Genomic DNA, 23,171 nt, shown 5'->3' with positions numbered 1-23,171 from the left:
AGCGGGTCACGTCTGTTCGGAGAGGTCGCCCGTCGTCTCGACCGGTAGCTCCACCACGAACCGCGCGCCGCCGGAGGGTGCGTCGGCGACCCGGACCGTTCCACCGTGGGACCGGGTGATCTCGGCGACGATCGCCAGCCCCAGGCCGGACCCGCCTGTACCCCGGGCGCGGTCGGCGTCCAGGCGGGCGAAGCGGTCGAACACCGTGTCGCGCTGATCGGGCGGCACCCCCTCGCCGTCGTCGTCGACGGTGATCACGGCCCGCGGATCCCCGGAGTTCGCGCGATCCACGGCGAGCCCGATCGTGACGACCCCGCGAGCGTGGCGCCGGGCGTTGTCGACGAGGTTGCGCACCACCCGGAGCAGGGCGTCGGGGTCCCCCGCCAGGCGTGCGGGCTCCACCGTGGCCCTGATCTCGAGACCACCCAGGCCCCGTAGGCGTGCGGCCTCGGACAGGACGATGTCGTCGAGGTCCACGTCCTCGCGACGCAACGGGACGCCCCGCTCGTCGTTTTTGGCCAGCAGGAGCAGGTCCTCGACCATCGACCGCATCCGCTGGACCTCCGGGAGGAGGAGCTCGTCCACAGTCTCCACGTCAACCGGGGTGCCGGAGGTCGAGGACAGCTCCAGCAGTGTCGACAGCGTGGACAGGGGACTGCGCAGTTCGTGCGAGGCGTCGCCGACAAAGGCCACCTGGGCGGTGCGCGCGGCGTCGAGGCGGGCGAGCATTGCGTTCATCGTCCGGGCCAGGCGCGCGATCTCGTCCTCCGCCCCGGGCACCGGGACGCGCTCGCCGCGCCCGGAGGCGGAGATCTCGGCGACCCGCGAGCGGATCGACTCCACCGGTCGGAGCACCCGGCCCATCGCGTAGTACACGAACACGGCGGTCGCCACCCCGGCGACGGGCACGAACGACAGGAACAGGATCGCGCCGGCGTTCAGCACGGTGTCGTACCGGTCGGTGTCGGTGCCCACCTCCACGGCGAACGTCACGCCGCCGACGTCCACGCCCACCGACGTCACCCGCAGGTCCGCCCCGTTCGGCGACTCCAGCTGGTGCCGGGTGATCTCCCCGACCGCGGGCGAGGGCAGCGGGGGCACGTCCTCGAGACCGCGGGTGACCTGGGCGGCGAGCAGCCGGTCCCCGGGCCCGACGATCCGCACGAGATCCACCCCGGACAGTGGCTCGGCCACCAGGTCGAAGGCGGCCCGCGGTCCGCGGGCGGACAGGGCGCCGGCCACGTCGACCGCCCGGTCCCGGTCCGCGGAGTCGATCGCGCTGTGCGCGGCGGTGCGTAGGAGCAGCCACGCGCCTCCCGCGGCGGCGGCCAGGACCAGGATGACGATCGCGGTGGCGATCACCGTGGTGGCGACGCGGATCGGCCATCGCCGGGGTGTGGTGAGCACCTCGCTGCTCAGGGGCGCTGTTCTCGGGGACGCTGTTCTCGAGGGCACGGTTCCATTGTGCTGGCCTGGCGTGATCCTGCGGGCCGGGCCGCCGGACAGGTCCCGAGCCGAAGGGGACGGAACTGGAACACGTGTTAGCGTCGCGGGGTGAGGGAATCGACACACCACGGCCCGGAACCCCGACTGGGGATCACCTTCGCCCAGGCCGGGGACGGCACCGTGAGCTGGCACCAGCCGGTCGCGGACCAGTTCGTGGATCCCTCCGGGCGCTTCGCCACGGGCGGCCTGGCCGTTCTGGTCGACTCCGGTCTCGGGGCCGAGAACCACCGGCGTCGCCCCACGGGGATGTGGACCGTCACCACCGAACTCCGCCTGGACCTGCTGGCGCGCCCCCGAGAGGGGTCGACGGGCCTGGGTGTGGGCACGCACCACCTGGGCGACGACGGTCACTGCCTCACCACGCGCGGGGAGGTGCTCGACGACGACGGCGAGGTGGTCGCCGCGGGACTGGTCAAGTCGATGGAGATCGCGGGGGCCGTGGACCCGGACGGCTATGACGACGAACCGCCCTGGCCCTCCGCGCTCGCGCCGGGAACGCTGGCCGAGGTGCTGTGCCTGACGCTGGACGAGCGCACCGACGGGCCGGGCGGCACCCGCGCGGTGGAGGCCGTCATCGCACCGGAGTCGGCTTTGGCCAACCCGCTGGGCATCCTGCACGGGGGAGTGTTCGCGGCCGTCGCCGAGGTCGCAGGCGCGTCGGTCTTCCCGCACGAACGCGAGGTCAGCTCGTCCTCGCTCGACGTGCGCTACGTGCGGCAGATCCCGCTCGTCGGCCCGGTGACCGTGCGCGCCGAAATCCTCCACGACGGCCGGAGTTGGGGGATCGCGCAGGCGGTCACGCGCGACGAGCGTGGGCGGGTGTGCGCGGTGGCCTCGGTGACGGTCTACGGCCGACGCTAGATTGGTGTCGTGTCACTCAAGTACGGTGGTGGTGTCCGGCACATCAGAACCGACGTAAGGACACGACCATGAAGATCGGCATCATCCTGGGCAGCATCCGCGAGGGCCGCAACGGCGCGGCCGTGGCCGACTGGGTCGCGGCGGAGGCCGCGTCGCGAGAGGACGCCACCTACGACCTGATCGACCTCAAGTCCTTCGACGTCCCGCTGCTGACCTCGGCCACCGTGCCGGGCGCGGCGAACAAGCAGTACGACGACGAGCGGGTCACCCGCTGGAGTGAGGCCGTCGACGCCTGCGACGCCTTCATCTTTGTCACCCCCGAGTACAACCACGGTGTCCCGGGAGGGCTGAAGAACGCCTTCGACTCGCTCGGCAACGAGTGGGCCGACAAGCCCGTCGCCTTTGTCTCCTACGGCGCCGACGGCGGCGTACGCGCGGTCGAGCAGTGGCGGCAGATCGTCGCGAACTTCCGCATGTTCGGGGTGCGGCAGCAGGTCTCGTTGAGCCTGTTCACCGAGTTCGGCTCGGAGGGCCTCCAGCCCGCCGAGCGGCGTGCGGACGAGATCGCCACCCTCTTCGACCAGCTCGAGGAGGCCACCCGCCGCTTCGCCCCGGTGCCTGCGGGCAGTGCCTGACCACCGAGTCCCGCCTACGCGAACGACCGCGGCCCGCCTCGACGTGAGGCGGGCCGCGGTCGCTTACGCAGGGATCGTTCGGTGGATCAGTTCAGCGCGGCGAGCGCGGAGTCGTAGTCCGGCTCCGTGGTGATCTCGTCGACGAGCTGGGTGTAGACGACCTTGCCCTCGGCGTCGAGGACCACGACCGAGCGGGCGCACAGCTCGGACAGGGGGCCGTCGGCCATCTTGACGCCGTAGGTGGAGGCGAAGTCGCTGCGGAACGTGGAGCCGGCGGAGGCGTTCTCGATCCCCTCGTCGGCGGCGAAGCGCTTGAGCGCGAACGGCAGATCGGCCGAGACGTTGACGACCGCGGTGTTGTCCAGTCCGGTGGCCTTCTCGTTGAAGGTGCGGACCGACTGGGCGCAGACGCCGGTGTCGACGCTGGGGAAGATGTTGAGCACGACGTTCTTGCCGGCCAGCGACCCGGAGGTCACGGGGGCCAGGTCGGTTCCGACGAGTTCGAACTCCGGAGCGGTCGAGCCGACGGCGGGGAGCTCGCCGGACGTGGTGACGGGATTTCCCTTGAATGCGGTGGTTGCCATGTGTCCGTTCTACCGGACGCCGGGCGTGGTCGGCGCGGGCACCGCCTGTCCGGACTGGTCGACCGCCCGCCAGAGGTACCAGGACGCGACCGATCGGTACGGTGCCCAGCTCTCGGAGCGGGCGAGCATCTGCTCGACGGTGGCGGTCTGGTCGAGCCCCAGGACCTGCTCGAATCCGCGACGGACCCCGACGTCGGCCACGGGGAACACGTCGGGTCTGTCCAGCAGGAAGATGAGGAGCATCTCCGCTGTCCATCGGCCCACCCCGCGGACGGCGGTCAGCGAGGCGACCACCTCGTCGTCGTCGAGCCTCGTCAGTTCCGTCAGGGTGGGGATCCGTCCGGTCCCCACCGCGTCCGACAGGTCGCGGAGCGCCGCGATCTTGGGCCGCGAGATGCCGCACGCGCGGAGTTCCTCGTCCGACAGGGCCGAGACCCGGCCCGGGACCAGCGGGGCGCGCCCGCCGGCTGCGGGCGGTGGATCCGCCGCCCGCTCCCGGAGCCGGCCGGCGATCGTCGCGGCGGCCTTGACCGAGAGCTGCTGGGACAGGATCGACGAGGCCAGCCGGTCGAACAGGGTGTGCGGACCGACGTCCGGGGCGGGGGTGAGGGTGCACGGGCCGACGGTGTCGATGTGCGCCCGGAGGTCGTGGTCGGCGTCACGGAGATGCCCCACGGCTGCGTTTCTGTCGTATCCTTCCGGCATGCCGTGGAGGCTACGCGCGCACCGTCGGAGGTGGCCCGGTCCCCGGTAACAGCGCAGACGTCGCCGACGATAACCATTCGGTAACGGCCCTGCTCGGGAGAGGAACCGGAAAAGTGGGAAGAACATACAAGCGCCTCGCTGCGATCGCGGCGACGGCGGCGCTCGCGCTGGGAGCGGGGGCCGGAGCGGCCTCAGCCGGTTCGGCGGAGATCCCCTCGGGCACAGCCCTGTACAACGGGCTGACGATGCTCGGCTGTCAGAACATCGACCGAACGATGCTGCCCGTCTGCGGCGACTTCGAGGTGCTCACCACGGACGATCCCGCGATGCTGACCCTGAACCCGTTCACCACCGACATCGTGGTCCTCGGCGCGGGCCTGTTCCCGGACGGCGGGATCCGCCCGGTACTCGACGAGCGGCTACGGACCGGGCTGCGACTGGCGAACGCCTATCCGACCGCCCGTGTGATCGTGACCGGCGGCGTTCCGCAGAACGGCCGCACAGAGGCCCGCGCGATGGGCGACTGGCTCCGGGGAGCAGGGATCGCCCCGTGGCGGATCACGGAGGAGGGGAACTCCAACTCAACGGTGCAGAACGCCCAGTACACCGACCGGATCTTCCGTGAGCGCGGGACCACCGGTGCCGTCGTGGTCTCGACCGGGGATCACGTCAAGCGCGCGGTGCTCAACTTCCGCCAGGCCGTCGACGGCCGGATCCCGGTGACCGGAGTGGTTGCACGGGGCTGAGCGGGTAACCAGCTGAGCGGGCATCAAGCTGAGCGGGGAACAAACCGCGGCGGGGCGAAGTTATATGACGCGACAGCAATCGAAGTCTCGTCGTAGGAGAAGCCAATGAGCGCCATCCGCCAGGTCGTCCCCCTCGGAGCCCAGTGGCCGGGCGTCGACCCCTTCCTGTTCGCCAGCCACCACCGGGACGAGTTCCCCGCCGCCGACGGCCGGACCATGCGCCCCGCCGCCTCGCTCGAGGGCCGGTCCATCGGAGGCGATTTCTCCGGCAAGGACGGCTGGTCGATGTACCACGGCGAGGAAGTGCCCGGGTTCCCCCAGCACCCACACCGCGGCTTCGAAACCGTGACGGTGGTCCTCGACGGGGTGGTCGACCACGCCGACTCCCTGGGCGCGGCCGCCCGCTTCGGACACGGCGACACCCAGTGGCTCACCGCGGGCGCCGGGATCTCCCACTCGGAGATGTTCCCCCTGCTGGACCCCGAGGGCCCCAACTCCATGGAGCTGTTCCAGATCTGGCTCAACCTGGCGCCCGAGGACAAGTCCGCGGAGCCGTACTTCGACATGTTCTGGTCCGAGGACACGCCCGTCATCGTCCGCGGTGAGGAGGGCGCCGCGGCGCGGTTCCGGGTGATCGCCGGCGAGGTCGACGGTGTGCGGGCACTCGATCCGCCGCCGCACTCCTGGGCCGCGCGCCCGGAGAACCACCTGGCCATCTGGATAGTCACCCTCGACCCGGGCGTCGCCACGGAACTCCCCGCGTTCGACCCGTCCGCCACCCGGGTCCTGTACAACTACGGCGGCCCGGTGTCCGTCGGTGAGCAGCGACTCGAGTACGACGCCGCCGTGCTGGCCCCCGAGGCGGTGACGGTGACCGCGGGCCCGGGCGGCGCGGCGTTCCTGGTGCTCCAGGCCCGGCCGATCGGTGCGCCGGTGGTTCAGCAGGGGCCGTTCGTGGGCAACACCCGCGAGGACATCGTCACCGCGATGGAGGAGTACCGGGCCGGCGTCTTCGGCACCTGGGACCTGCCGCAGAACGACCCGGTCCACCCGCATGACCAGGCCCGCTTCGCCCGCTACCCCGACGGCAGCGAGACGCGACCGGTGGCAGCGGGGGCCTGACCCCCGCTGCTCAGGCCGGCCAGCGGCCGGTACGCAGCAGATCCACGCTCTGGGGCTGGTCCAGTAGCGGCTGCCGCATCTGGTCCCGGAGGAACTCCAACAGCGCCTCGGACAGCTCGGAGTTGTCCGAGGACACGGCTCCGCGGGCCACCGCCACGTGGAAGTCCGCCGCGAACCCGTCGATGGCGGTCTGGGACACACAGCTGTGCGTCGAGACCCCGCACACGAGCATGTGGGTCGCGCCGAGTCGGTGCAGCTCCGCGGCCAGGTCGGTCCGGAAGAACGCGCTGTCGCGGGTCTTGACCACCTCCACGTGATCGCCGGTGGCCAGGCCGTCGAGGAACCGGGACTGGTCGGTGCCGGGGAACGCGAAACCCTGACCGTCCTCACACATGTTGAGGGTCCAGGTGGAGCCGTCGCGGGCGTGCTCGGTCCGCACCAGCACCACCGGGCGGCCCGATTCGTGCGCGGCGTGGATGAGCTCGTTGACCGAGCCGACCAGTTCGTCCCGGACCTGCGCCAACTCGGGGAACTCGAAGTAGGAGTTCTGCATGTCGATCACCACCAGCGCCGTCCTCGCGCCCGGCCGCCACCACGAGTCGGCCACCTCGACAGGGGTGGTGCGCTTGTGGCGGTTGCGGTGCCACGCCTCCTCGATCAGCCGGGCGGCCTCCTCGGCGACCTCGCGCCCCTCGAGGTAGTCGTCGATGGCGTCGTAGCTGATCCCCAGCTCTTCCTCGTCGGTCTGGCCCTCCGCCTCGTCGAGCAGGTCGGCGGTCGGCGCCTTGTCCCACAACTGCTGCGGCGCCTCGAGGTGCCGCAGGAGGGCGCGGACCTGGCGTTTGTCCAGGCCTGACAGTGGCAGGACGTCGGCGGCGCCGTCGCCGAACTTGGTGAAGAACCCGGTGACGTTCTCCGCCGCGTGGTCGGCACCGATCACCAGCAGGCCGCGGTCACCGGCCACGGCGTACTGCGCGACCATGCGGTGGCGGGCCTTGGTGTTGCCCTTGGTGAAGTCGGTGAGTTCCGCGCCGGTGGCCTGGCGGATCTCCCCGTTGAGCGCGTCCACGCCGGGGGCGACGTCGACCGACAGGATCTCGTCCGCCGCCACGAAGTCCACGGCCGCGGCGGCATCGTGCTCGTCGTGCTGCACCCGGTGGGGCAGGCGCATCCCCACGAAGGTCGCCTCGCCGCCACCCGAGCGGACCCTCTCCACCGCCAGCTGGGCCAGACGCCCCGCCAGGGTGGAGTCCACCCCGCCGGAGATCCCCAGGACGAAGCCCTTCGCGCCACTGGCGGCCAGGTAGTCGGTCAGGAACCGCACCCGGCGCTCCACCTCGGCGGCGGCATCGATCTCGGGCCGGACGCCCAGGGCGTCGATGATCTTCCGTTGTGTCTCGCGCATGGCCCCAGTGTGCTGCGCGGGTCCGCGGGGGTGCCACCGGAAGGGTTGTGCCCGCCCGTCACCGGGAGCTCGGACCGTCAGCCGCCGACTCCCCGCACGAACCCGCCCACCACGCGCGGCCACCCGGCCACCTCGGCGGGGGTCCTGGCCACCTCGAGTCGGGCGTCCGGCAGCAGGTCCAGCAGGTGCTCGGCGACGGCCAGCGGGTGCGACGCGTCGTCCGGCCAGGCCAACAGCAGAACGGGCACCGACACCCCCGCCACCTCCTCCCGAGTCGGCAGGTCGGTGCCGGCGGCGCCGCGGAACGCCGCGGGCAGCCACTCGTCCGCCACATCGGGTGCGGTGAACGGGCGGTCGGGATCGATCGCCGGGGAGGTGGGCGGCTGCCGGGTCGCCTCGGCCCAGCGGGCCCCGCCCCAGCGTTCGACCTGCCGCGCGGCCAGGTCGTACAGCGCGGACTGCTCTCGCCGCCACTGCCAGGCCGTCGGCGGGATACCCAGTGTGAGCGAGGCGAACCGGTCCGGCTCCGCCACGGCGGCGGTGAGCAGGGTGGCCGCCCCCATCGACTGGCCCACCCCGTGCACGCGGCGGCCCGGGAACACCTCGTCGAGCATCACCAGCAGGTCGCCGGCCAGCGCCGGCCACGTGTAGTCCGCGGGGTCGGCGGACCCCGGCGACTCGCCGTGTCCGCGCGCGTCGTAGCGCAGCACCTGCAGACCGTCGCGACCGGCCGTGAGATCCAGCCCGAACACCTCGTCGCGGTGCCGGCTCGACGACAGTCCGTGCAGCTGAACCACCGGGAGGCCGCCGCCCCTGAGGTCATGCGCCAGTGCGTTCCCGTTCCCGCCGGCCAGGGTGTGCGGCCGTCTCGTCGTCGTCACAATCCGCGCCTTTCCCCGTAACACGCCGCTCCTACCGTGCGGTCCATGAGGCTCACCACCGTAACGCGGATGTCGCTCCCGGCCGGCGTCGTGCACCGGTTTGCGACACACATCACCCCAGTTCAGGGCGAGGACACGCCGCCGTCCTTCGACCAGGCCCGCCACGCCTCCCTCGGCCCCCGCGCCGGTTCGTGGATGGCGGTGGCGTTCGCCCTGCCCTTCCCCGCCGACCGTGACCGGGTGGCGCGGGCGTGGCTCGCCGTCGTCGCCCGGCACGGGACCCTGCGGACGGTGCTCGAGGGGGGTGGGAAGGATGACGACGACGAGCTGAGGGTGCGCCCCGTCACCGTGCACCCGCTCGGCTGGCGGGAGGCGACAGCAGAACAGGGTGAGGACCCCCGCGCGGTGCTGCGACGGGTCTTCGACGAGGCCTGCTGCCCGTTCGCGACACCGTCCCACGCGCTCTGCCTGGTGGAGCCCGAGGACCGAGATGCACGACCGGTGGTGGTGATCGGACTGGACCACTCGCACGTGGACGCGTGGTCGTTGCTCGTCCTGCTGCGGGACTTCTGCTCGTGCCTGGACGATCTCGCCTGCGGCCTCGAACCGGGCACCTGCCTTACCCCGGTGGCGGCGTTCGCCGAACACACCCGGGAGTTGGCGCAGCGTCCACCCGCCCCGCGACGCGTGCACGACAGGTGGGCGTCGATCCTCGCGGGCGGCGGTATGCCGGTCTTCCCGCTCGACCTGGGCGACATCTCGACGCCGAGGGAGGAGGTGGTGGAGGTGCGCGAGGTGCTGGACCCGGACGGACTGGCCGCCCTCGAACGCGAGGCGGCGGCCGGCGGCGTGCGGATGATCGCGCTGGCGATGGCGGAGATGACGTCGGTGTTCCGTCGACGCGGCGGGGTGGGTCTGCGGGCGGTGCTCCCCGTGCACTCACGCCACCACGAGCGGTGGCACGACTCCGTGGGCTGGTTCATCACCAACTCCGTGATCGAGTGCACCGACCCGGACCCGATGGCCTGCGCGGTGGCGGTGCGCGACGCCGTCGAACTGGGCTCCCATTCCCTGGGCCCGATCCTCGAGCCGCACGGCGGGATGCCGCACACCCCCGGGATGTTCGCCATCTCCTGGCTCGACCACCGCCGACTGCCGATCGACGTGGACATGAGCCTGGACCCGCAGCACGTGTCCGCGGCGATCCGCACCGACGGGGTCATGGTGTGGTTCGTGGTCAACAGCTCCGGCCTGCACGTGCGCTGTCGCTACCCGGACACGGCCGGGGCCCGGCACTCGGTGGGTGGGTGGCTGGACGAGTTGTGCGCGGGCCTGGTCCGGCGGTCGGTCAACGGGACGGGGCCGCGGGAGCGGGGAGGAGGGGCGGGGCCGCGGGATCCGGACCGAGATCGGCCTGCGACCACGCCACGTCGGGCCATCGTCCGTGCGTGAACCCGATCCCGGTCGGTCGCCCCGCCCCGCCCCGCCCCGCCCCGCCTCACGGAACCGGCGCCGCGGTCCGTCCGGTCACACCTCCGGCCCTCCCGGATTACAGCCCTCGGCCAGCATCTGCTCGTCCGCCACCACCGGACGCCACGGTTCGAGGTTCCACGTGGGCTTGTCCGGTTCGAGGATCCGCGCCCACGTCCAGTGGCAGTCGAACTGCTCCCACATGCCGGGAGTGCCGGCGTCGGGGGCGAGTCGCAGCACCTCCTGCCACGCGGCGGCCGAGTCGAGGGCGCCCCCGGCCCCCCGTCCCGCCCGGGTGGGCGCGACCTTCAGCGTGACCCCGTAGTCCGAGTCCGCCCAGGTGGCCGAGGAGATGAGCGGGACCCGGGCGGCCGTGGGCGTGGGCGTGGGCGGTGGAGTGGCTGGAGTGGCTGGAGTGGAGGGTGGAGTGGCCGTCGGGCGTGCGGACGACGATGAGGCGGCAGGCGGGGGTGCCACGACGCGCGACGACGACGAGGCGGTCTCCCGCGCGGGAGTCCCCGCCGACGGATCGGGTCGCTCGTCGGAGCAGCCGGCCGCGACCGCTGCCGCGAGTAGTGCCGCGGCGGCGGCGAGCGATCGGGTGGGACCAGGGCGCATCGGTGGCAGTCTGCCACGATCACCGATCCCGGATCCGTTCCGGGACGCGCGGTGGGCGGGGTTGCGCGACCGGCGCCCCTGGCGCGATCCTGTTGTCCGGGGAATCACGGCGTTCGCGGAGAGCCCGCACGCCGCCCCCGCGCAAGGAGCCTGACTGATGCCCTTCTTCGACTTCACCCAGCTGCAGAACCTCTGGGACGGGATCTTCCCGGCGGTCTTCGCGCCCCTCGCGGCGTTCGTGGACACCCTCGGCGCCTCCGTCGAGGGTCCCTGACTCCCCACCTGCACCTGACGTGTCACCCGTGTAGGCGTCTGGCGACCACGGCCCCCGGCCGCATTCCACGCGTCACCCCGCGGCGAGGATCCTGGCCAGTGTCCTGAGGTTCCTGGTGGTGAGGTGGCGCTTGTTCTCCCGGGAGTCGAGTACCTTCGCCGCGTCGGAGGAGAGGGTCGAGCCCCTCGGGACCCGCCAGTACACACCGAGCGGACCTGTGGCCACCGCCTCCGTCCCGGCCACCGCCGTGTGCATCTCCCGTAGCACCCGGTCCGTCACCTCCGGGTCGTCGGAGAACACCACGTAGTCGTGGTGGTCCTCCAGCGTGTCGAACGGATAGGCGGTCACCGTCTCCGCCAGCGAGTCGAGGGTGACGACCTGGACCACCGCCCGGTAGTCGAAGCGCTGCGCGTACGCGGCCTCGAGAGCGGCGCGGAGATCGGTCACGGGTCTGGGGTCGGTGAGCAGGACGTTGCCGGTGGCCAGGACGGTCGTCACCGCCGTCCCGCCCGCGGCCTCGGTGCACGCCCTCAGGTCGTCCATGCTGATCCGTGGGCTCCTGCCCACGTTGATCCCGCGCAGCAGTGCGACCTTCCGGAGGCTCCCGGAGAGGGGGTCCGACGATGGGCGGCCCGACGATCCCGAACTCATGCCCTGATCCTCCTCCGGTAGCGACCTCGCGAGGGTAACTTTCCCGCCATGGCAGTCTCAGTGCAGTCGACCACCACGATCGAGGCCGGCGTCCCGGAGATCATGGAGGTGCTGGCCGACGTCGACTCCCTCGTCGACTGGTCGAGCGCTCACCGCGCGGTCGAGGTGAGGGAGGCCGACGCGGAGGGATGGCCGATCCTGGTGTGGGAGCAGGTGTCCCAGTACGGCGTCACCGACGAGATGGTGGTGCGGTACGAGTGGTACGACGGAGAGGTGAGCTGGAGCCTCGTCGAGAGCGGTTCGCAGAAGATCCAGAACGCCCGGTACGTGCTCACCGACAAGGGCGACGGCACCACCGAGGTCGTCTTCGACCTCGAGGTGGATCTGAAGATCAAACTGCCGGGCCCGGTGGTCAAGAAGGCCCAGAAGCACATCGCGGATGTGGCCACCTCGGGTCTGCGGGACGAGGTCCTGCGCAGATACGGCTAACCGTTCTTCCCACCGAGTAGGTCCAGGGCGCGCCGGACCCCCTCGGCGGGCAACTGGCCGGGTGCGGAGGCCGCGCCGACCGTGGCGAACGTGGCGGCGGAGCCGAAGACGCCACCGCCGAGCCGCGTGACGGCCCCCAGGCCGCCCATCGACATGGTGATCAACGGGATCGCGGCGACCCGGAAGCGCTGCTCGGTGGCGGTCAACAGTGTCACCACGTCGGCCGCGGACCGCGGTGTCACCGCGATCTTGGCCACGTCCGCCCCCGCGTCCTCCATGGCGGCCAGTCGCCCCGTCAGCTCCTCGGCCGACGGGGTCGAGTCGAAGTCGTGGTTGGACGCCACCACCGGGATACCGCGGCCGTGCACGGCCGCGATCGCGTCCCCGGCGAGCGGGTGCCGGTACTCCACGTCGATCGCCGCCGCCAGACCCGTCGACGCGAGCGCCTCGACCAGCGCGACGTAGGCCTCCGGCGGGATCTGCGCACCTCCGCCTTCGGCACGGGTACGGAACGTGGCCAGGATCGGCCGGCCGGGCAGCAGCTCCGATATCCTCTCGAGGGCCCCCACCGCCGGGGAGGGCTCGCCCCGGACCCCGGCGGTGAACGGCTCGAAGAGGTCGACACGCCATTCCACGACGTCGAACAGTTCGGCTGCGGCGTGCAGCGCGTCGATCTGCCCCTCGAGCTCGACGAGGTCGCGTCCCGTGAGCGGAACGATGATCGACGGCGAACTCGCATCAAGGGTGAGCCGAGGGCGGGTCATGGTTAGACCCTACGACGAGCCCGCCCGTGCAGGGTCCTCAGCAGCACGCGCCACACGGGCACGGCCGTCGTGCGGGGATCAACTCCAGGGCGGACAGGCCCCCGCTCCCGGACGTGCGGTAGTAGCGGGCCGCCCACCGCAGGGTCCTCGAGGGGCGACGGACTGCCACGAGCTCCCACGTGGGCCCGCCGGGACCCTCGCACAGCAGGTGGCCGGCCTCGAACTCCTGCCCGGCCAGGACGGAATCGCCCCAGCGGTTGAGCACCCCGGCCGTCTCCCGGGCTCCCAGGCCGCGGACCAGCAGCTCCGGGCGCCCCAGGTCGGTGAGCCCGATCGTGTACCCGAATCGCTGGTCCGGTGGCAGGGGGTCGGCCCGGCAGTCCTCGCAGCTGCAGCCCTCGCCCACGTGGACCAGGTGCAGACCGTGCCGCTCGATGGTGGTGGCGACACGCGCCATGTCGGGGTCCACGGCGGGGGTGGGACGGAACGGGATGACGGTGTGGGTCATGGGAACTCCTGGGTGGTCGCTGGTATCGAACAGGCGCTCGATACGCTCCCGAAGGTAGATCGCGACTACGACACCCGGACCGCGGTCCGGGGATGACGAGCACCGCGCGGGTGCGCCTCGGTGCACACTGGAGTCGAATTCGCTGCCGGGACGGCGCCGGTGCAGCCGCACCGGTGCGGTCACCGGACGAGGTGTGAGGAGGACCGGATGAGGGTCGCGTTGGCACTGGGCTCCGGTGGGGCGCGCGGGTACGCGCACATCGGGGTCATCCGTGAACTCGAGGCGCGCGGTCACGAGGTGGTCGGGGTGTCCGGGGCGTCGATGGGCGCGGTGGTCGGGTCGCTTCTCGCGGCCGGTCGGCTGGACGACTTCGAGAAATGGGTGCGGGGACTGGCCCAGCGGGACGTCCTGCGGTTGCTCGACGTGTCCTTCGCCGGCGGGGGAGCGATCCGCGCCAACAAGATCATGGGTGTCATCGGCGCGATGCTCGACGACGTGCGGATCGAGGATCTGGCGATCCCCTACACCGCGGTGGCGACCGATCTCCGGGCGCGCCGGGAGGTGTGGTTCACCGGGGGACCGGCGGACATCGCGGTGCGTGCGTCGTTCGCGATCCCCAGCATCGTCACGCCGGCCATCGTGGGCGGTCGACTGATGATCGACGGCGGGGTGACCAACCCGGTCCCGCTCGAACCGCTCGCCTCCGTGGACAGCGATCTGGTCCTGGCCGTGTCGCTCACGGGGCGGCGGGCGGGGATCCGCGGGTCGACGTTCCAGGAGAGCTCGGACCCGGAGGAGCCCTCGGCTGTGGCCGATCCGAAGATCTCGAAGAAGGGCGGCACGGTGACCGCGGCGACCGCGGCACGGCTCTCCGGCCGCATCCGGACCGCGGCGGCGGACGTCCGTGACGCCGATCTGGTCCGGCTCGTCGCGGCCCGTTTCGGGCAGGATTCCACCGGGGCGGACCCGGCCGGACCGGACCCGGACGACCTGGATCCGGGCCGACTCGACCCGGCCGGGAACGATCCGGCATCCGGCGACGCCTCGACCCCCACCGGGTCCCGGCAACCGTCGCCGGAGGTCGAGGAGGCGGTCGAGGAGGGCGAACGGGAGGTCCGGGCCGAGGGCCAGGGGGATGAGCGGAGCCTCGAGAGCCTCCCGGGCACCCTGCGCATCTTCGACGTGGTCTCCCAGTCGATCGAGGCGATGCAGAGCATCCTCACCGGTTACCGGATGGCCGGGAACCGCCCCGACGTGCTCGTGGAGGTGCCCTCCGACTCGTGCTCCGCGTTCGACTTCCACCGGGCCGAGGAGATGATCGAGCTCGGTCGCCGGCTCACCGCGGAGGCGCTGGACAGGGAGGGGTTGTGACACCCCGCCCCGCGCCCGGCCGGGCCTAGCCGCCCTGGTTCCCGCCCTCGTCCTGCCCGACCAGGGGGAGGTGCTGGGGGCAGAACGCCCTGACCGCGGCCGCCAGCACCACCGGTGCCTCCGTCACGGGAGCGTCGGAGTGGGCGTCGTTGTACTGGCCGATCACGTCTGTGTATCCCATGTCGCCGTCGAGCGAGGCGCACGCGTCGCGACCCCGGGTGAGGTAGTCCTGCTCGTCCGGCGCGTCCACTCCCACGGTCCTGATCTCGCTGAGGAACTGCTCGTCGGGGTTCCGGGCGTCGTCCCCGTTCCCACCCGACTCGTCGTCCTGGGCGGCCTCGTCGCCGACCGCGGAGGTGGCGTCGGCGGCCACGGACCCCACCGCGCTGGTGGCTTCGGTTGCTGCGGACCCCACCGCGCTGGTGGCGTCTCCGACGGCGTCCTCCGCCGTGCCCTCCTCGCCGCACGCCCCCAGGACCAGCGCGAGCGCGGCGAATCCGGATGCTGTGGCGACGGCGCGCCGGCGGCCGGGTCGGGTGACGTGGCCGGTGGCGCGGGTGGCTCGGTGTGGTCGTGCGGCCATGTCGGGCCCTCCTCGGGTCGGGTCTCTCGGGTCTGTGTCCGGGGTAGGCTACGTCACACGACGGCGCGGGCCGGGGCCGTTCGGCCGACCCGGCATGACGGAGTCGCAATCGAGACCCGATCGAGACCGCAATCACAGCCGGGGTGGGTCCCTCGGGGATCGACCCCGGCGGGTCCGGGGCGTCACTAGGGTGGGGCGCATGGGACAAGCCGCAAGCCGCAGCCAAGCCGCACACCGCAGCACTGCACTCGTCGTGGGTCCGGTACAGCACGCCGAGGGTGTGCGGCAGCTGGTCGAGAGCTTCCGGCGGGTCCCTGCCGGCGAGCCCGTCCGGTTGGCCAAGAAGACGTCCAACCTCTTCAGGCCGCGCGCCTCGTCGTCGTCGCCCGGTCTCGACACCACCGGCCTGACGCGCGTGGTCTCCGTGGATCCGGACGCCCGCACCGCCGACGTTCAGGGCATGTGCACGTACGAGGACCTGGTCGACGCCACCCTGCCGTACGGGCTGATGCCGTATGTGGTGCCGCAGCTCAAGACCATCACCCTCGGCGGCGCCGTCACGGGTCTCGGGATCGAGTCCAGCTCGTTCCGGCTGGGACTACCGCACGAGTCGGTGCTGGAGATGGACGTACTCACCGGTACGGGTGAGATCGTCACCGCCCGCCCGGACGGTACCGCGCGTGAGCTGGCCCTGTTTCGCGGCTTCCCCAACTCGTACGGCTCGCTGGGATATGCCGTGCGGGTGCGGATCGCCCTCGAGCCGGTGAAGCGCTACGTCGAGTTGCGGCACGTGCGGTTCGACTCGATCGCCGCGCTCACCGCGGCGCTGGAGCGGATCGGTGCGGAGGGGGGGTACGACGACGAGGAGGTCGACTTCCTGGACGGGGTCGTGTTCTCGGCGGGCGAGTCCTACCTCTGTCTGGGTCGGCGGACCGACGAGCCCGGACCCGTCTCGGACTACACCGGGGTGCGCGACAAACAGGCCGTCTTCTACCGCTCGATCCAGCACGGCCGTCCCGCTGGCTCGGTCAGGCGCGACCGGCTGACCATCCGCGACTACCTGTGGCGGTGGGACACCGACTGGTTCTGGTGTTCGCGGGCCTTCGGGGTGCAGAACCCCGGGATCCGGAAACTGTGGCCGCAACACCTGTTGAGATCGTCGGCATACTGGAAGATCATCGCCCTCGACCACCGCTACGATCTCGGCAACAAGATCGGTGCGCTCAAGGGCGAGGGGCCCCGCGAGCGGGTGGTGCAGGACGTCGAGGTGACAATCGACCACACCGCCGAGTTCCTGGAGTGGTTCCTGCGAGAGGTGCCGATCGAACCGTTGTGGGTGTGCCCGCTGCGGCTGCGGGAACGCACCCCGGCGCCGCCGCTGGGGGACGGGCCGGGTTCGGACCGGCCGTGGCCGCTGTACCCGCTGGCGCCGGACACCACCTACGTCAACATCGGGTTCTGGTCCTCCGCGCCGATCGAACCGGGCACTTCTGAGTGCGAGTGGAACCGTCGCATCGAGGAGGAGGTCTCACGACTCGGCGGGCACAAGTCGCTGTATTCGGAGGTGTTCTATTCCCGCGAGGAGTTCTCCCAGCTGTACGGAGGAGTTCACGCGGCCCTGCTCAAATCGGAGTTCGACCCCGACGGACGACTGGCGACCCTCTACGACAAGGCGGTGGGTGCACGATGACGACGCGGACCATGACGATCGGGGAGATCATCGAGGCCTTCGCGACGGGGGAACCTCCGCTGCGGATCGAGGCCTACGACGGGTCCTCCGTCGGCCCGGAGGACAGTCACCTGGTGCTACGGCTGAAGAGTGAGAAGGCGCTGCAGTACTTCGTCACCGCCCCTGGCGACCTCGGGCTGGCGAGGGCGTACCTCTCGGGCGAGCTCGAGGTCGAGGGCGTCCACCCCGGCGCCCCCCATGACGTGTTCGGTGCACTCGAGGTCTTCCGCAAGACCATGACGCGCACACCGGATGTACGGACGATGGCGCGCATCGCCCGCTCGATCGGACTGTCCAACTTCACGGTCCCTCCGGTCCCCGCGCAGGAGGTCCCCCCGCCGTGGCAGCGGGTGTTGCACGGGATGCGGAGGCACTCCAAGAAGCGCGACGCGGAGGTGGTGAGCTACCACTACGACGTGTCCAACCGCTTCTACGAGTGGATCCTCGGACCGTCCATGACCTACACCTGCGCCTGCTACCCCGAGGCACAGGTCTCCCTGGAGGAGGCGCAGGAGAACAAGTACCGGCTGGTGTTCGACAAGCTCGGGCTCAAGGCCGGTGACCGGTTGCTCGACGTGGGCTGCGGATGGGGCGGGATGGTGCGGTACGCGGCCGCCCGGGGGGTCCGGGCGATCGGTGTGACGCTGTCGCGCGAGCAGGTCGAGTGGGGACGGGCCGCGATCGAGGCCGAGGGGCTGGGTGACCTGGCCGAGGTCCGGCTGATGGACTACCGCGACGTCCCCGAGCGGGACTTCGACGCGGTCAGCTCGATAGGCATCACCGAGCACATCGGGCGCAGGAACTACCACGGCTACTTCTCGCGCCTGCACGGGTACCTCAGGCCGGGCGGGCGGCTGCTCAACCACTGCATCACCCGGCCCGACAACTCGCGGACCACCAAGGCGGGGTCGTTCATCGACCGGTACATCTTCCCGGACGGTGAGCTGGCCGGAGCCGGGACAGTGCACCTGGAGGCCGAGAACGCCGGGTTCGAGGTGGTCCACGAGGAGAACCTGCGCCAGCACTACGCGTTCACGCTCCGCGACTGGTGCGCCAACCTGGTCGAGCACTGGGACTGCGCCGTCGAGGAGGTCGGCGAGCCCATGGCCAAGTTGTGGGGGCTCTACATGGGCTCGTGCCAGTACGGCTTCGAGCACAACAAGATCCAGCTCCACCAGATCCTCGCCGTCCGCCTGGACGACGCCATGACCTGGGACGTGCCGCTACGGCAGTGGTGGACGGCCTGAGGCGGCGGCGCTGACATCGGACGGGCGCCGCCGTCCTCCCGGTCTCAGGCCAGGTCGATCGCCAGCATGACCTCGCCCGTCGGCGCGGGGGAGCCACCCGCGGGCTCCTCGGTGATGCCGATCTGGGCGGAGTCGCGGATGCCGTTGAGCTCGGCGGAGGGCGACGGGCCCACCTCGCCCGACTCCATCGTCCCCGCCGGGATCGGGTCGTGATCCGGGCCCATGAGCCACAGCTGGTAGGCCCGGCCCTCGGCGGGCTCCGGGATCCCCGACATGGTGATGACCGCCATGTCGGCCGACATGGACGCGAGCACCGTCGCACTACCGCTGTCGCCCACCTGACCGCGGGCCACCTCGAGATCTGGAGCCGTGAGCAGGGACGTGACCTCGTCCGGCATCGACGCCGAGGGCGGGGCCGCGACGGGCACGTTGTCCTCCGTCCCGGCGCCGTCAGTGAGTCTCCCGATGGTCACACCGGCGGCCACCAGCACCACGGCCGCCGCCGCGGTGGCGACGAACGTCCACCCCCGGGGCCGTCGGCGCTCACGCATCCGGTTCAGGTCGACCACGGCGGCGCCCCCGGAGTCACGGGAGTCGCCGGAGTCCGGGTCCGCGGACGTGCCGGCCCTGTTGTCCGCGGCCGCGTGATCGAGCACCCGGGCGCGGAGTTCGGGCGGAGGCGGGACGTCCAGATCGGCGTCCGCGACCAGGTCGGCCGCGATCTCCCGGGTGGACCTGATGTGCGCGAGCATCGATACCCGCTGCTCGGCGGGCGCGGCGACCAGCGCCTGCTCGACCGCGTCCGCCTCCTGTTCGGGCAGCGCGTCCAGCGCGTAGAGGTCGAGATCCCCGGGATGAACCGTGTCGGGGGACTCCCGATGATCATGGTGTCGAACGGTCATGCCAGCTCACCTCCCAGGCAGCTCTTGAGACGGCGCAGGCCGTCGCGGATCCGGGACTTGACCGTGGGCAGTGCGGCCTCCAGTCGGTCGGCGACCTCCCGGTAGGTCAGTCCCGAGAAGTACGCCATCTCGATGGACTCGCGCTGGTTGTCGGTCAGCTCCCCCAGACACCGCCGGACGTCGGCGGCGTTCTCGTCCCGGGAGATCTGGTCGGTCACCTGCTCGGCGACATCCCCTGTGTGCGCGATCCCGGCTGCCGCGTCCGCCTCGTCACGGCGGGCCGCGGAACTCTCTGACCGGACCCGGTCCACCGCACGCCGGTGGGCGATGGTCAGCACCCAGGAATGGACCGATCCGAGCTTCGGGCTGTACCCGGATGCCTGCTTCCAGACCTGGAGGAACACCTCCTGGACGGTCTCCTCCGCGTACCCGGGGTCGCGCAGGATCCGGAGCGCGAGACCGTGGACGCGGGGCGCCATGAGGTCGTAGAAACGGGCGAAGGCCTCGAGATCGCCGGCCGCGGAGAGCTCGAGCAGGCGCCCCGGATCGGCCAGCGACGGGGCGATGGGCTCGGACACGATGGACAGTCTAGTGCGGACCGGGTGGATGGCCGGGAACGGGCGGGCGGTGGGGCGGGGCGTGTCGACGACGGTCATCACTCCGACACCCGGAATGTGCGGTTGTGCCAGCCGGTGGCGCCGGTGGGGATCGGGGCCTGCCGCATCTCCGTCTGCACCTCACCCGTGGAATCGGTGGCCCGGACGGACAGCGTGTGCAGGCCGGGCTCGGCGTCCCAGGTCCAGGACCACATGCGCCAGGTGTCGATGGAGTACTCGGTGGCGAGCGTGGCGTCGTTCCACGGCCCGTCGTCGACCTGTACCTCCACGCGGTCGATGCCCCGCTGCTGGGCCCACGCCGTCCCCGCCACCACGACGGGTCCGGGCGCCAGCTGCGCGAGTGGCGCGGGCCTGTCGATGCGGCTCGCGGTCCGGATCGGCCCCTTCTCGCCCCAACCCCGGTCGGTCCAGTAGGCGCTGGCCTGGTCGAAGCGGGTGACCTCCCAGTCCACCACCCACTTGGTGGCGGAGACGTAGCCGTACAGGCCGGGCACGACCTGGCGGACCGGGTATCCGTGCTCGAGGGGCAGCGGTTCGCCGTTCATCCCCACCGCCAACAGTGCGTCGCGACCGTCCGTCAGGGCGTCGAGCGGGGTGCCCGCCGTCCATCCGTCGACGGAGGTCGACAGCAGCATGTCGGCCTCGGGCAGCGGGCCGGCTTCGGCGAGCAGCTCGGCGATCGGGAAGCCGGTCCAGGTCGCGTTTCCGGCCAGGTCGCCCCCGACCTCGTTGGACACGCAGGTCAGGGTCACGATGCGGTCCAGGAACTCCCTGCTCGTCAGCGACTCCCAGTCCAGCTCGATCTCCCTCTCCACCATCCCGTGGATCCGCAGTCGCCAGTCCGCCGTGGTCAGGGCGGGCACCCGCAGCGCGGTGTCGATGCGGTAGAAGTCCCGGTTGCTCGTGAGGAACGGCGTGACCCCGGGGACGTCGGGCACCACTCCGGCGGGCACCGGTGCGGCCGCGTTGCGGCTCAGGACACGCGGCAGCCGGAGCCCCGAACGTTCGGCGAGCGCGTCGGCCGCGCGGCGGGTGAGGGCGGCCCCTGTCGCGCCCGCCGCTGCGATCACGGCCACGGCTGAGCCGGCCAGGATCAGGAAGCGCCGACGATCGGGTTCCGTGTGCGCGGCGGGTGTCACCTCGTCCGGGCGATCACCGGCGTCGGAACCGGGAACGGCCTCGGCGTCACCACCTCCGGACCGCTGAGCGGGGTACAGCGCGCCGATCATCAGCCGGAGGGCCACCACGGCGAGCACCGTGCCCACGATCGTCGGCAGTGCCCACAGGGGCCCGGCGGTCGGACGGGTCACCGCCGCGAGCGTTCCCACGGCACCCAGGGCCGCGATGACGAGGGAACCCACGGGTCGGCGCGGACGCTCGACGAGACCGACGACCACCCCGAGGATCGCGAGGATCACGGCGAGACTGATCAGCAGCGCGGGTTTGTCCGCGGTGCCGAGCGCGTCGATGGTCGCCTCGCGCACGGCCGACGGAGCACGGTCGACCACCGAGTCGGCCACCGCGAGGAACGGCGAGGAGCCGGGGGCGATCAGTCCCGCGATCGCGTGACCGACCGCGAGGGCGACGCCGGTCGAGAGGAGCCCCGCGGAGATCCGGGCCGTCACGCGGGGTCTGGGCTGTGTTGTGTCCACATCAAGGATTCGGAGCGCAGGCCCTCTCGGACGGCGCGCAGGAAATCTCCGGTGCCCACCCATCCGGTCTGGCAGCAGTGCCGAAGAACCTGTGACCCAGCACGCAAGGCTCTGTTGAAAGGACCAACACAATGAGCACTACGATCTCCCGCCGTATGGCATCGATCGCGGCGGCTGCCGCGGTGAGCGGCCTCGTCCTCGCCGGCTGTGCGAACGACGACAGCACGTCCACCGAGGCCGAGGGCACCACGTCTGCTCCCATGACCTCGGAGATGATGACCTCCGAGACCACCGCCATGGACGAGGGCGCCGACACCATGTTGGTCGGTGCCGGTTGTGCGGACTACGCCGAGGCCAACCCGGAGGGGCCGGGCTCGGTCGACGGCATGGCCGAGGAGCCGGTCGCCACCGCAGCCTCCAACAACCCGCTGCTCACCACGCTCACGGCCGCCGTGTCGGGCGAGGTGAACCCGGACGTCGACCTGGTCGACACGCTCAACAACGGTGAGTACACGGTCTTCGCCCCGGTGGACGACGCGTTCGCCCAGGTCGATCAGGCCACGATGGACCAGCTCGGCACCGACGCCGATCTGCTGACCACCGTCCTGACCTACCACGTGGTCGAGGGCCAGATCTCGCCCGACGAGATCACCGGCATGCAGACGACCCTCCAGGGCGAGGACGTCGAGGTCACCGGCTCGGGCGACGAGCTGATGGTCAACGGCGCGAACGTCGTCTGTGGCGGCGTGCAGACCGCCAACGCCACCGTGTACCTGGTGGACGAGGTGCTGATGCCCCCGATGTGATCCCTGATCACGACGGAGCATGATCCGGGGCCCGGCCCGACGCGAGAGCGTCGGACCGGGCCCTCGGCATTTCCGGGCCCTCGTCATTTCCGCACCCGGAAGCGTTGACATGCCCGCTCCCGTGTGGTTGATTAAGCTATCGCCTAATTAAGGAAACAGTGAAGTGAAGCAGGCTGGTGATCCGCTGTCCCGGGTGTTCCAGGCGCTCGCCGATCCCACTCGTCGCGGGATCCTCGAGCGGCTCAGCACCGGGCCGGCCACAGTGGGCGAGGTGTCGGAACCCTTCGACATCAGTGCACCCGCCATCTCGCAACACCTCAGGATGTTGGAGGCCGCCGGTCTCGTCGAACGCAGCACACGCGCCCAGTGGCGCGTGTGCACGCTCCGACCGGAACCGCTGGACGCCGCCACGGACTGGGTCGAGCGCAACCGCGCGCTGTGGCAGCAGAACTTCGACCGACTCGACGACGTGCTCACCGACATCCGGCCCGGGCACGCCGACCCCACGGATAGAGGAAGCACACCTCGATCGAAGGAGTGACGACATCATGTCTGTCGCAGAATTCACCATCACCCGCACATTCGACGCCCCGCGCGAGACCCTCTGGCGCGCGTGGACGGATCCGACCCTGGCCGCCCGCTGGTGGCACCCGCACGAGGTCACGACCCCCGCGGACAGCGTCTCGATCGACCTCCGTGAGGGCGGGAGCTACGCCTACCTCATGATCGACCCGACCGGCGGCGAGTGGCCGACCGCGGGCGAGTACCTCGAGGTCCGCGAACCCGACCGGCTCCGGTTCACCTGGGGCAGCCCCGGCGACGAGCGCGGGGACGACGTCCCGGTCATCACGGTCGACCTCGCCGACGCCGGCGAGGGGCGCACCCTGATGACCTTCCACATGGCTCGTCACGCCGACGACCGGGGCTCCGAGCACAGCGTCCACGACGGCTGGACCGAGGCGTTCGAGGAGTTGGACGGCGTCCTCGCGGCGACTGCCGCCCGCTGACGCCGTTCCCGGCAGGCGGCCGGGTCGCCTGCCGGGAA

Annotated in this window: 25 protein-coding genes and 1 pseudogene; 12 read left to right on the top strand and 14 right to left on the bottom strand. The window is 71.4% G+C overall.

Going from position 1 to position 23,171, the window contains the following annotated elements:
* Nucleotides 1-6: 6 nt before the first annotated feature.
* Nucleotides 7-1,455, bottom strand: coding sequence for a HAMP domain-containing sensor histidine kinase (locus NJE57_RS06025; RefSeq protein WP_319027494.1), 1,449 nt, complete (start codon nt 1,453-1,455; stop codon nt 7-9).
* Between the two features lie 99 nt (nt 1,456-1,554).
* Here NJE57_RS06025 and NJE57_RS06020 point away from each other — a divergent pair, with 99 nt between their 5' ends.
* Entirely contained in the window at nt 1,555-2,367 is an 813-nt protein-coding gene (locus tag NJE57_RS06020) for a hotdog fold thioesterase (RefSeq protein ID WP_319027493.1), read from the top strand.
* 68 nt (nt 2,368-2,435) lie between these two features.
* Nucleotides 2,436-3,002, top strand: a complete 567-nt coding sequence (locus NJE57_RS06015; RefSeq protein WP_319027492.1) for an NAD(P)H-dependent oxidoreductase — start codon at nt 2,436-2,438, stop codon at nt 3,000-3,002.
* Nucleotides 3,003-3,088: 86 nt separating this feature from the next.
* Here NJE57_RS06015 and tpx read toward each other — a convergent pair whose 3' ends face one another.
* Both tpx and NJE57_RS06005 read right to left on the bottom strand, forming a co-directional pair.
* Nucleotides 3,089-3,586, bottom strand: a complete 498-nt coding sequence (gene tpx, locus NJE57_RS06010) for a thiol peroxidase (RefSeq protein ID WP_319027491.1) — start codon at nt 3,584-3,586, stop codon at nt 3,089-3,091.
* A gap of 9 nt (nt 3,587-3,595) precedes the next feature.
* Complete coding sequence (locus NJE57_RS06005; protein WP_319027490.1) at nt 3,596-4,291, bottom strand: DNA-3-methyladenine glycosylase; 696 nt, start codon at nt 4,289-4,291, stop codon at nt 3,596-3,598.
* 113 nt (nt 4,292-4,404) lie between these two features.
* Between NJE57_RS06005 and NJE57_RS06000 the strand changes: the two genes are divergently transcribed.
* Nucleotides 4,405-5,037, top strand: coding sequence for a YdcF family protein (locus NJE57_RS06000; RefSeq protein ID WP_319027489.1), 633 nt, complete (start codon nt 4,405-4,407; stop codon nt 5,035-5,037).
* A 105-nt stretch (nt 5,038-5,142) separates the two neighbouring features.
* Complete coding sequence (locus NJE57_RS05995) at nt 5,143-6,159, top strand: pirin family protein (protein WP_319027488.1); 1,017 nt, start codon at nt 5,143-5,145, stop codon at nt 6,157-6,159.
* A gap of 10 nt (nt 6,160-6,169) precedes the next feature.
* Here NJE57_RS05995 and NJE57_RS05990 read toward each other — a convergent pair whose 3' ends face one another.
* The 3 genes and pseudogenes from NJE57_RS05990 to NJE57_RS05980 all read right to left on the bottom strand — a co-directional run bounded on the left by NJE57_RS05990 (nt 6,170) and on the right by NJE57_RS05980 (nt 8,445).
* Entirely contained in the window at nt 6,170-6,721 is a 552-nt protein-coding gene (locus tag NJE57_RS05990; protein WP_319027533.1) for an isochorismatase family cysteine hydrolase, read from the bottom strand.
* A gap of 24 nt (nt 6,722-6,745) precedes the next feature.
* A pseudogene (gene nadE, locus NJE57_RS05985) lies at nt 6,746-7,564 on the bottom strand (ammonia-dependent NAD(+) synthetase); the annotation flags it as partial.
* 77 nt (nt 7,565-7,641) lie between these two features.
* The gene (locus NJE57_RS05980; protein ID WP_319027487.1) at nt 7,642-8,445 is read right to left on the bottom strand and encodes an alpha/beta fold hydrolase; all 804 of its coding nucleotides are present in this window, start codon (nt 8,443-8,445) and stop codon (nt 7,642-7,644) included.
* A gap of 45 nt (nt 8,446-8,490) precedes the next feature.
* Here NJE57_RS05980 and NJE57_RS05975 point away from each other — a divergent pair, with 45 nt between their 5' ends.
* The gene (locus tag NJE57_RS05975; protein WP_319027486.1) at nt 8,491-9,897 is read left to right on the top strand and encodes a condensation domain-containing protein; all 1,407 of its coding nucleotides are present in this window, start codon (nt 8,491-8,493) and stop codon (nt 9,895-9,897) included.
* Nucleotides 9,898-9,972: 75 nt separating this feature from the next.
* On the opposite strand, the gene NJE57_RS05970 is transcribed toward NJE57_RS05975, so the two are convergent.
* On the bottom strand, nt 9,973-10,533 hold the full coding sequence (locus NJE57_RS05970) for a DUF2599 domain-containing protein (protein WP_319027485.1): 561 nt from the start codon (nt 10,531-10,533) through the stop codon (nt 9,973-9,975).
* A 346-nt stretch (nt 10,534-10,879) separates the two neighbouring features.
* Entirely contained in the window at nt 10,880-11,458 is a 579-nt protein-coding gene (locus NJE57_RS05965; protein ID WP_319027484.1) for a DUF1697 domain-containing protein, read from the bottom strand.
* Between the two features lie 48 nt (nt 11,459-11,506).
* Between NJE57_RS05965 and NJE57_RS05960 the strand changes: the two genes are divergently transcribed.
* Nucleotides 11,507-11,947, top strand: coding sequence for an SRPBCC family protein (locus NJE57_RS05960; protein WP_319027483.1), 441 nt, complete (start codon nt 11,507-11,509; stop codon nt 11,945-11,947).
* On the opposite strand, the gene aroD is transcribed toward NJE57_RS05960, so the two are convergent.
* Entirely contained in the window at nt 11,944-12,711 is a 768-nt protein-coding gene (gene aroD / locus NJE57_RS05955) for a type I 3-dehydroquinate dehydratase (RefSeq protein WP_319027482.1), read from the bottom strand. The genes NJE57_RS05960 and aroD overlap by 4 nt on opposite strands.
* A 37-nt stretch (nt 12,712-12,748) precedes the next feature.
* Nucleotides 12,749-13,219 (bottom strand): DUF4262 domain-containing protein, encoded by a 471-nt coding sequence (locus NJE57_RS05950; protein WP_319027481.1) that lies wholly within the window; start codon nt 13,217-13,219, stop codon nt 12,749-12,751.
* A 207-nt stretch (nt 13,220-13,426) separates the two neighbouring features.
* Between NJE57_RS05950 and NJE57_RS05945 the strand changes: the two genes are divergently transcribed.
* Nucleotides 13,427-14,590 (top strand): patatin-like phospholipase family protein, encoded by a 1,164-nt coding sequence (locus NJE57_RS05945; protein WP_319027480.1) that lies wholly within the window; start codon nt 13,427-13,429, stop codon nt 14,588-14,590.
* Between the two features lie 25 nt (nt 14,591-14,615).
* On the opposite strand, the gene NJE57_RS05940 is transcribed toward NJE57_RS05945, so the two are convergent.
* Nucleotides 14,616-15,173, bottom strand: a complete 558-nt coding sequence (locus NJE57_RS05940; protein ID WP_319027479.1) for a DUF732 domain-containing protein — start codon at nt 15,171-15,173, stop codon at nt 14,616-14,618.
* 199 nt (nt 15,174-15,372) lie between these two features.
* Between NJE57_RS05940 and NJE57_RS05935 the strand changes: the two genes are divergently transcribed.
* Nucleotides 15,373-16,863 (top strand): FAD-binding oxidoreductase, encoded by a 1,491-nt coding sequence (locus tag NJE57_RS05935; protein ID WP_319027478.1) that lies wholly within the window; start codon nt 15,373-15,375, stop codon nt 16,861-16,863.
* Nucleotides 16,860-18,149 carry a class I SAM-dependent methyltransferase gene (locus NJE57_RS05930; RefSeq protein WP_319027477.1) on the top strand — a complete coding sequence of 430 codons (1,290 nt, stop codon included), beginning with the start codon at nt 16,860-16,862 and terminating at the stop codon, nt 18,147-18,149. The genes NJE57_RS05935 and NJE57_RS05930 overlap by 4 nt, the downstream gene beginning before the upstream one ends.
* 44 nt (nt 18,150-18,193) lie before the next feature.
* Here the strand turns inward: NJE57_RS05930 and NJE57_RS05925 are convergent, their stop codons facing one another.
* The 3 genes from NJE57_RS05925 to NJE57_RS05915 all read right to left on the bottom strand — a co-directional run bounded on the left by NJE57_RS05925 (nt 18,194) and on the right by NJE57_RS05915 (nt 21,293).
* Nucleotides 18,194-19,051 (bottom strand): anti-sigma factor, encoded by an 858-nt coding sequence (locus tag NJE57_RS05925; protein ID WP_319027476.1) that lies wholly within the window; start codon nt 19,049-19,051, stop codon nt 18,194-18,196.
* Complete coding sequence (sigK, locus tag NJE57_RS05920; protein ID WP_319027475.1) at nt 19,048-19,629, bottom strand: ECF RNA polymerase sigma factor SigK; 582 nt, start codon at nt 19,627-19,629, stop codon at nt 19,048-19,050. The genes NJE57_RS05925 and sigK overlap by 4 nt, the downstream gene beginning before the upstream one ends.
* A gap of 77 nt (nt 19,630-19,706) precedes the next feature.
* A complete protein-coding gene (locus NJE57_RS05915; RefSeq protein ID WP_319027474.1) occupies nt 19,707-21,293 on the bottom strand; it encodes a molybdopterin-dependent oxidoreductase in 1,587 nt (528 codons plus the stop codon).
* A gap of 158 nt (nt 21,294-21,451) precedes the next feature.
* Here NJE57_RS05915 and NJE57_RS05910 point away from each other — a divergent pair, with 158 nt between their 5' ends.
* From NJE57_RS05910 to NJE57_RS05900, 3 genes are all read left to right on the top strand, one after another.
* Entirely contained in the window at nt 21,452-22,126 is a 675-nt protein-coding gene (locus NJE57_RS05910) for a fasciclin domain-containing protein (protein ID WP_319027473.1), read from the top strand.
* A 163-nt stretch (nt 22,127-22,289) separates the two neighbouring features.
* Nucleotides 22,290-22,667: a metalloregulator ArsR/SmtB family transcription factor gene (locus tag NJE57_RS05905; protein ID WP_319027472.1), complete on the top strand. Its 378-nt coding sequence runs from the start codon at nt 22,290-22,292 to the stop codon at nt 22,665-22,667.
* A 7-nt stretch (nt 22,668-22,674) separates the two neighbouring features.
* A complete protein-coding gene (locus NJE57_RS05900; protein ID WP_319027471.1) occupies nt 22,675-23,133 on the top strand; it encodes an SRPBCC domain-containing protein in 459 nt (152 codons plus the stop codon).
* The last annotated feature ends 38 nt before the right edge of the window (nt 23,134-23,171 follow it).

Origin of the sequence: Dietzia sp. PP-33 (genome assembly GCF_033790845.1) — a bacterium.
Taxonomy (GTDB): Bacteria; Actinomycetota; Actinomycetes; order Mycobacteriales; family Mycobacteriaceae; genus Dietzia.
Note: the sequence above shows the minus strand (reverse complement) of the source record. Positions and strands in the feature narration are given on the sequence as shown.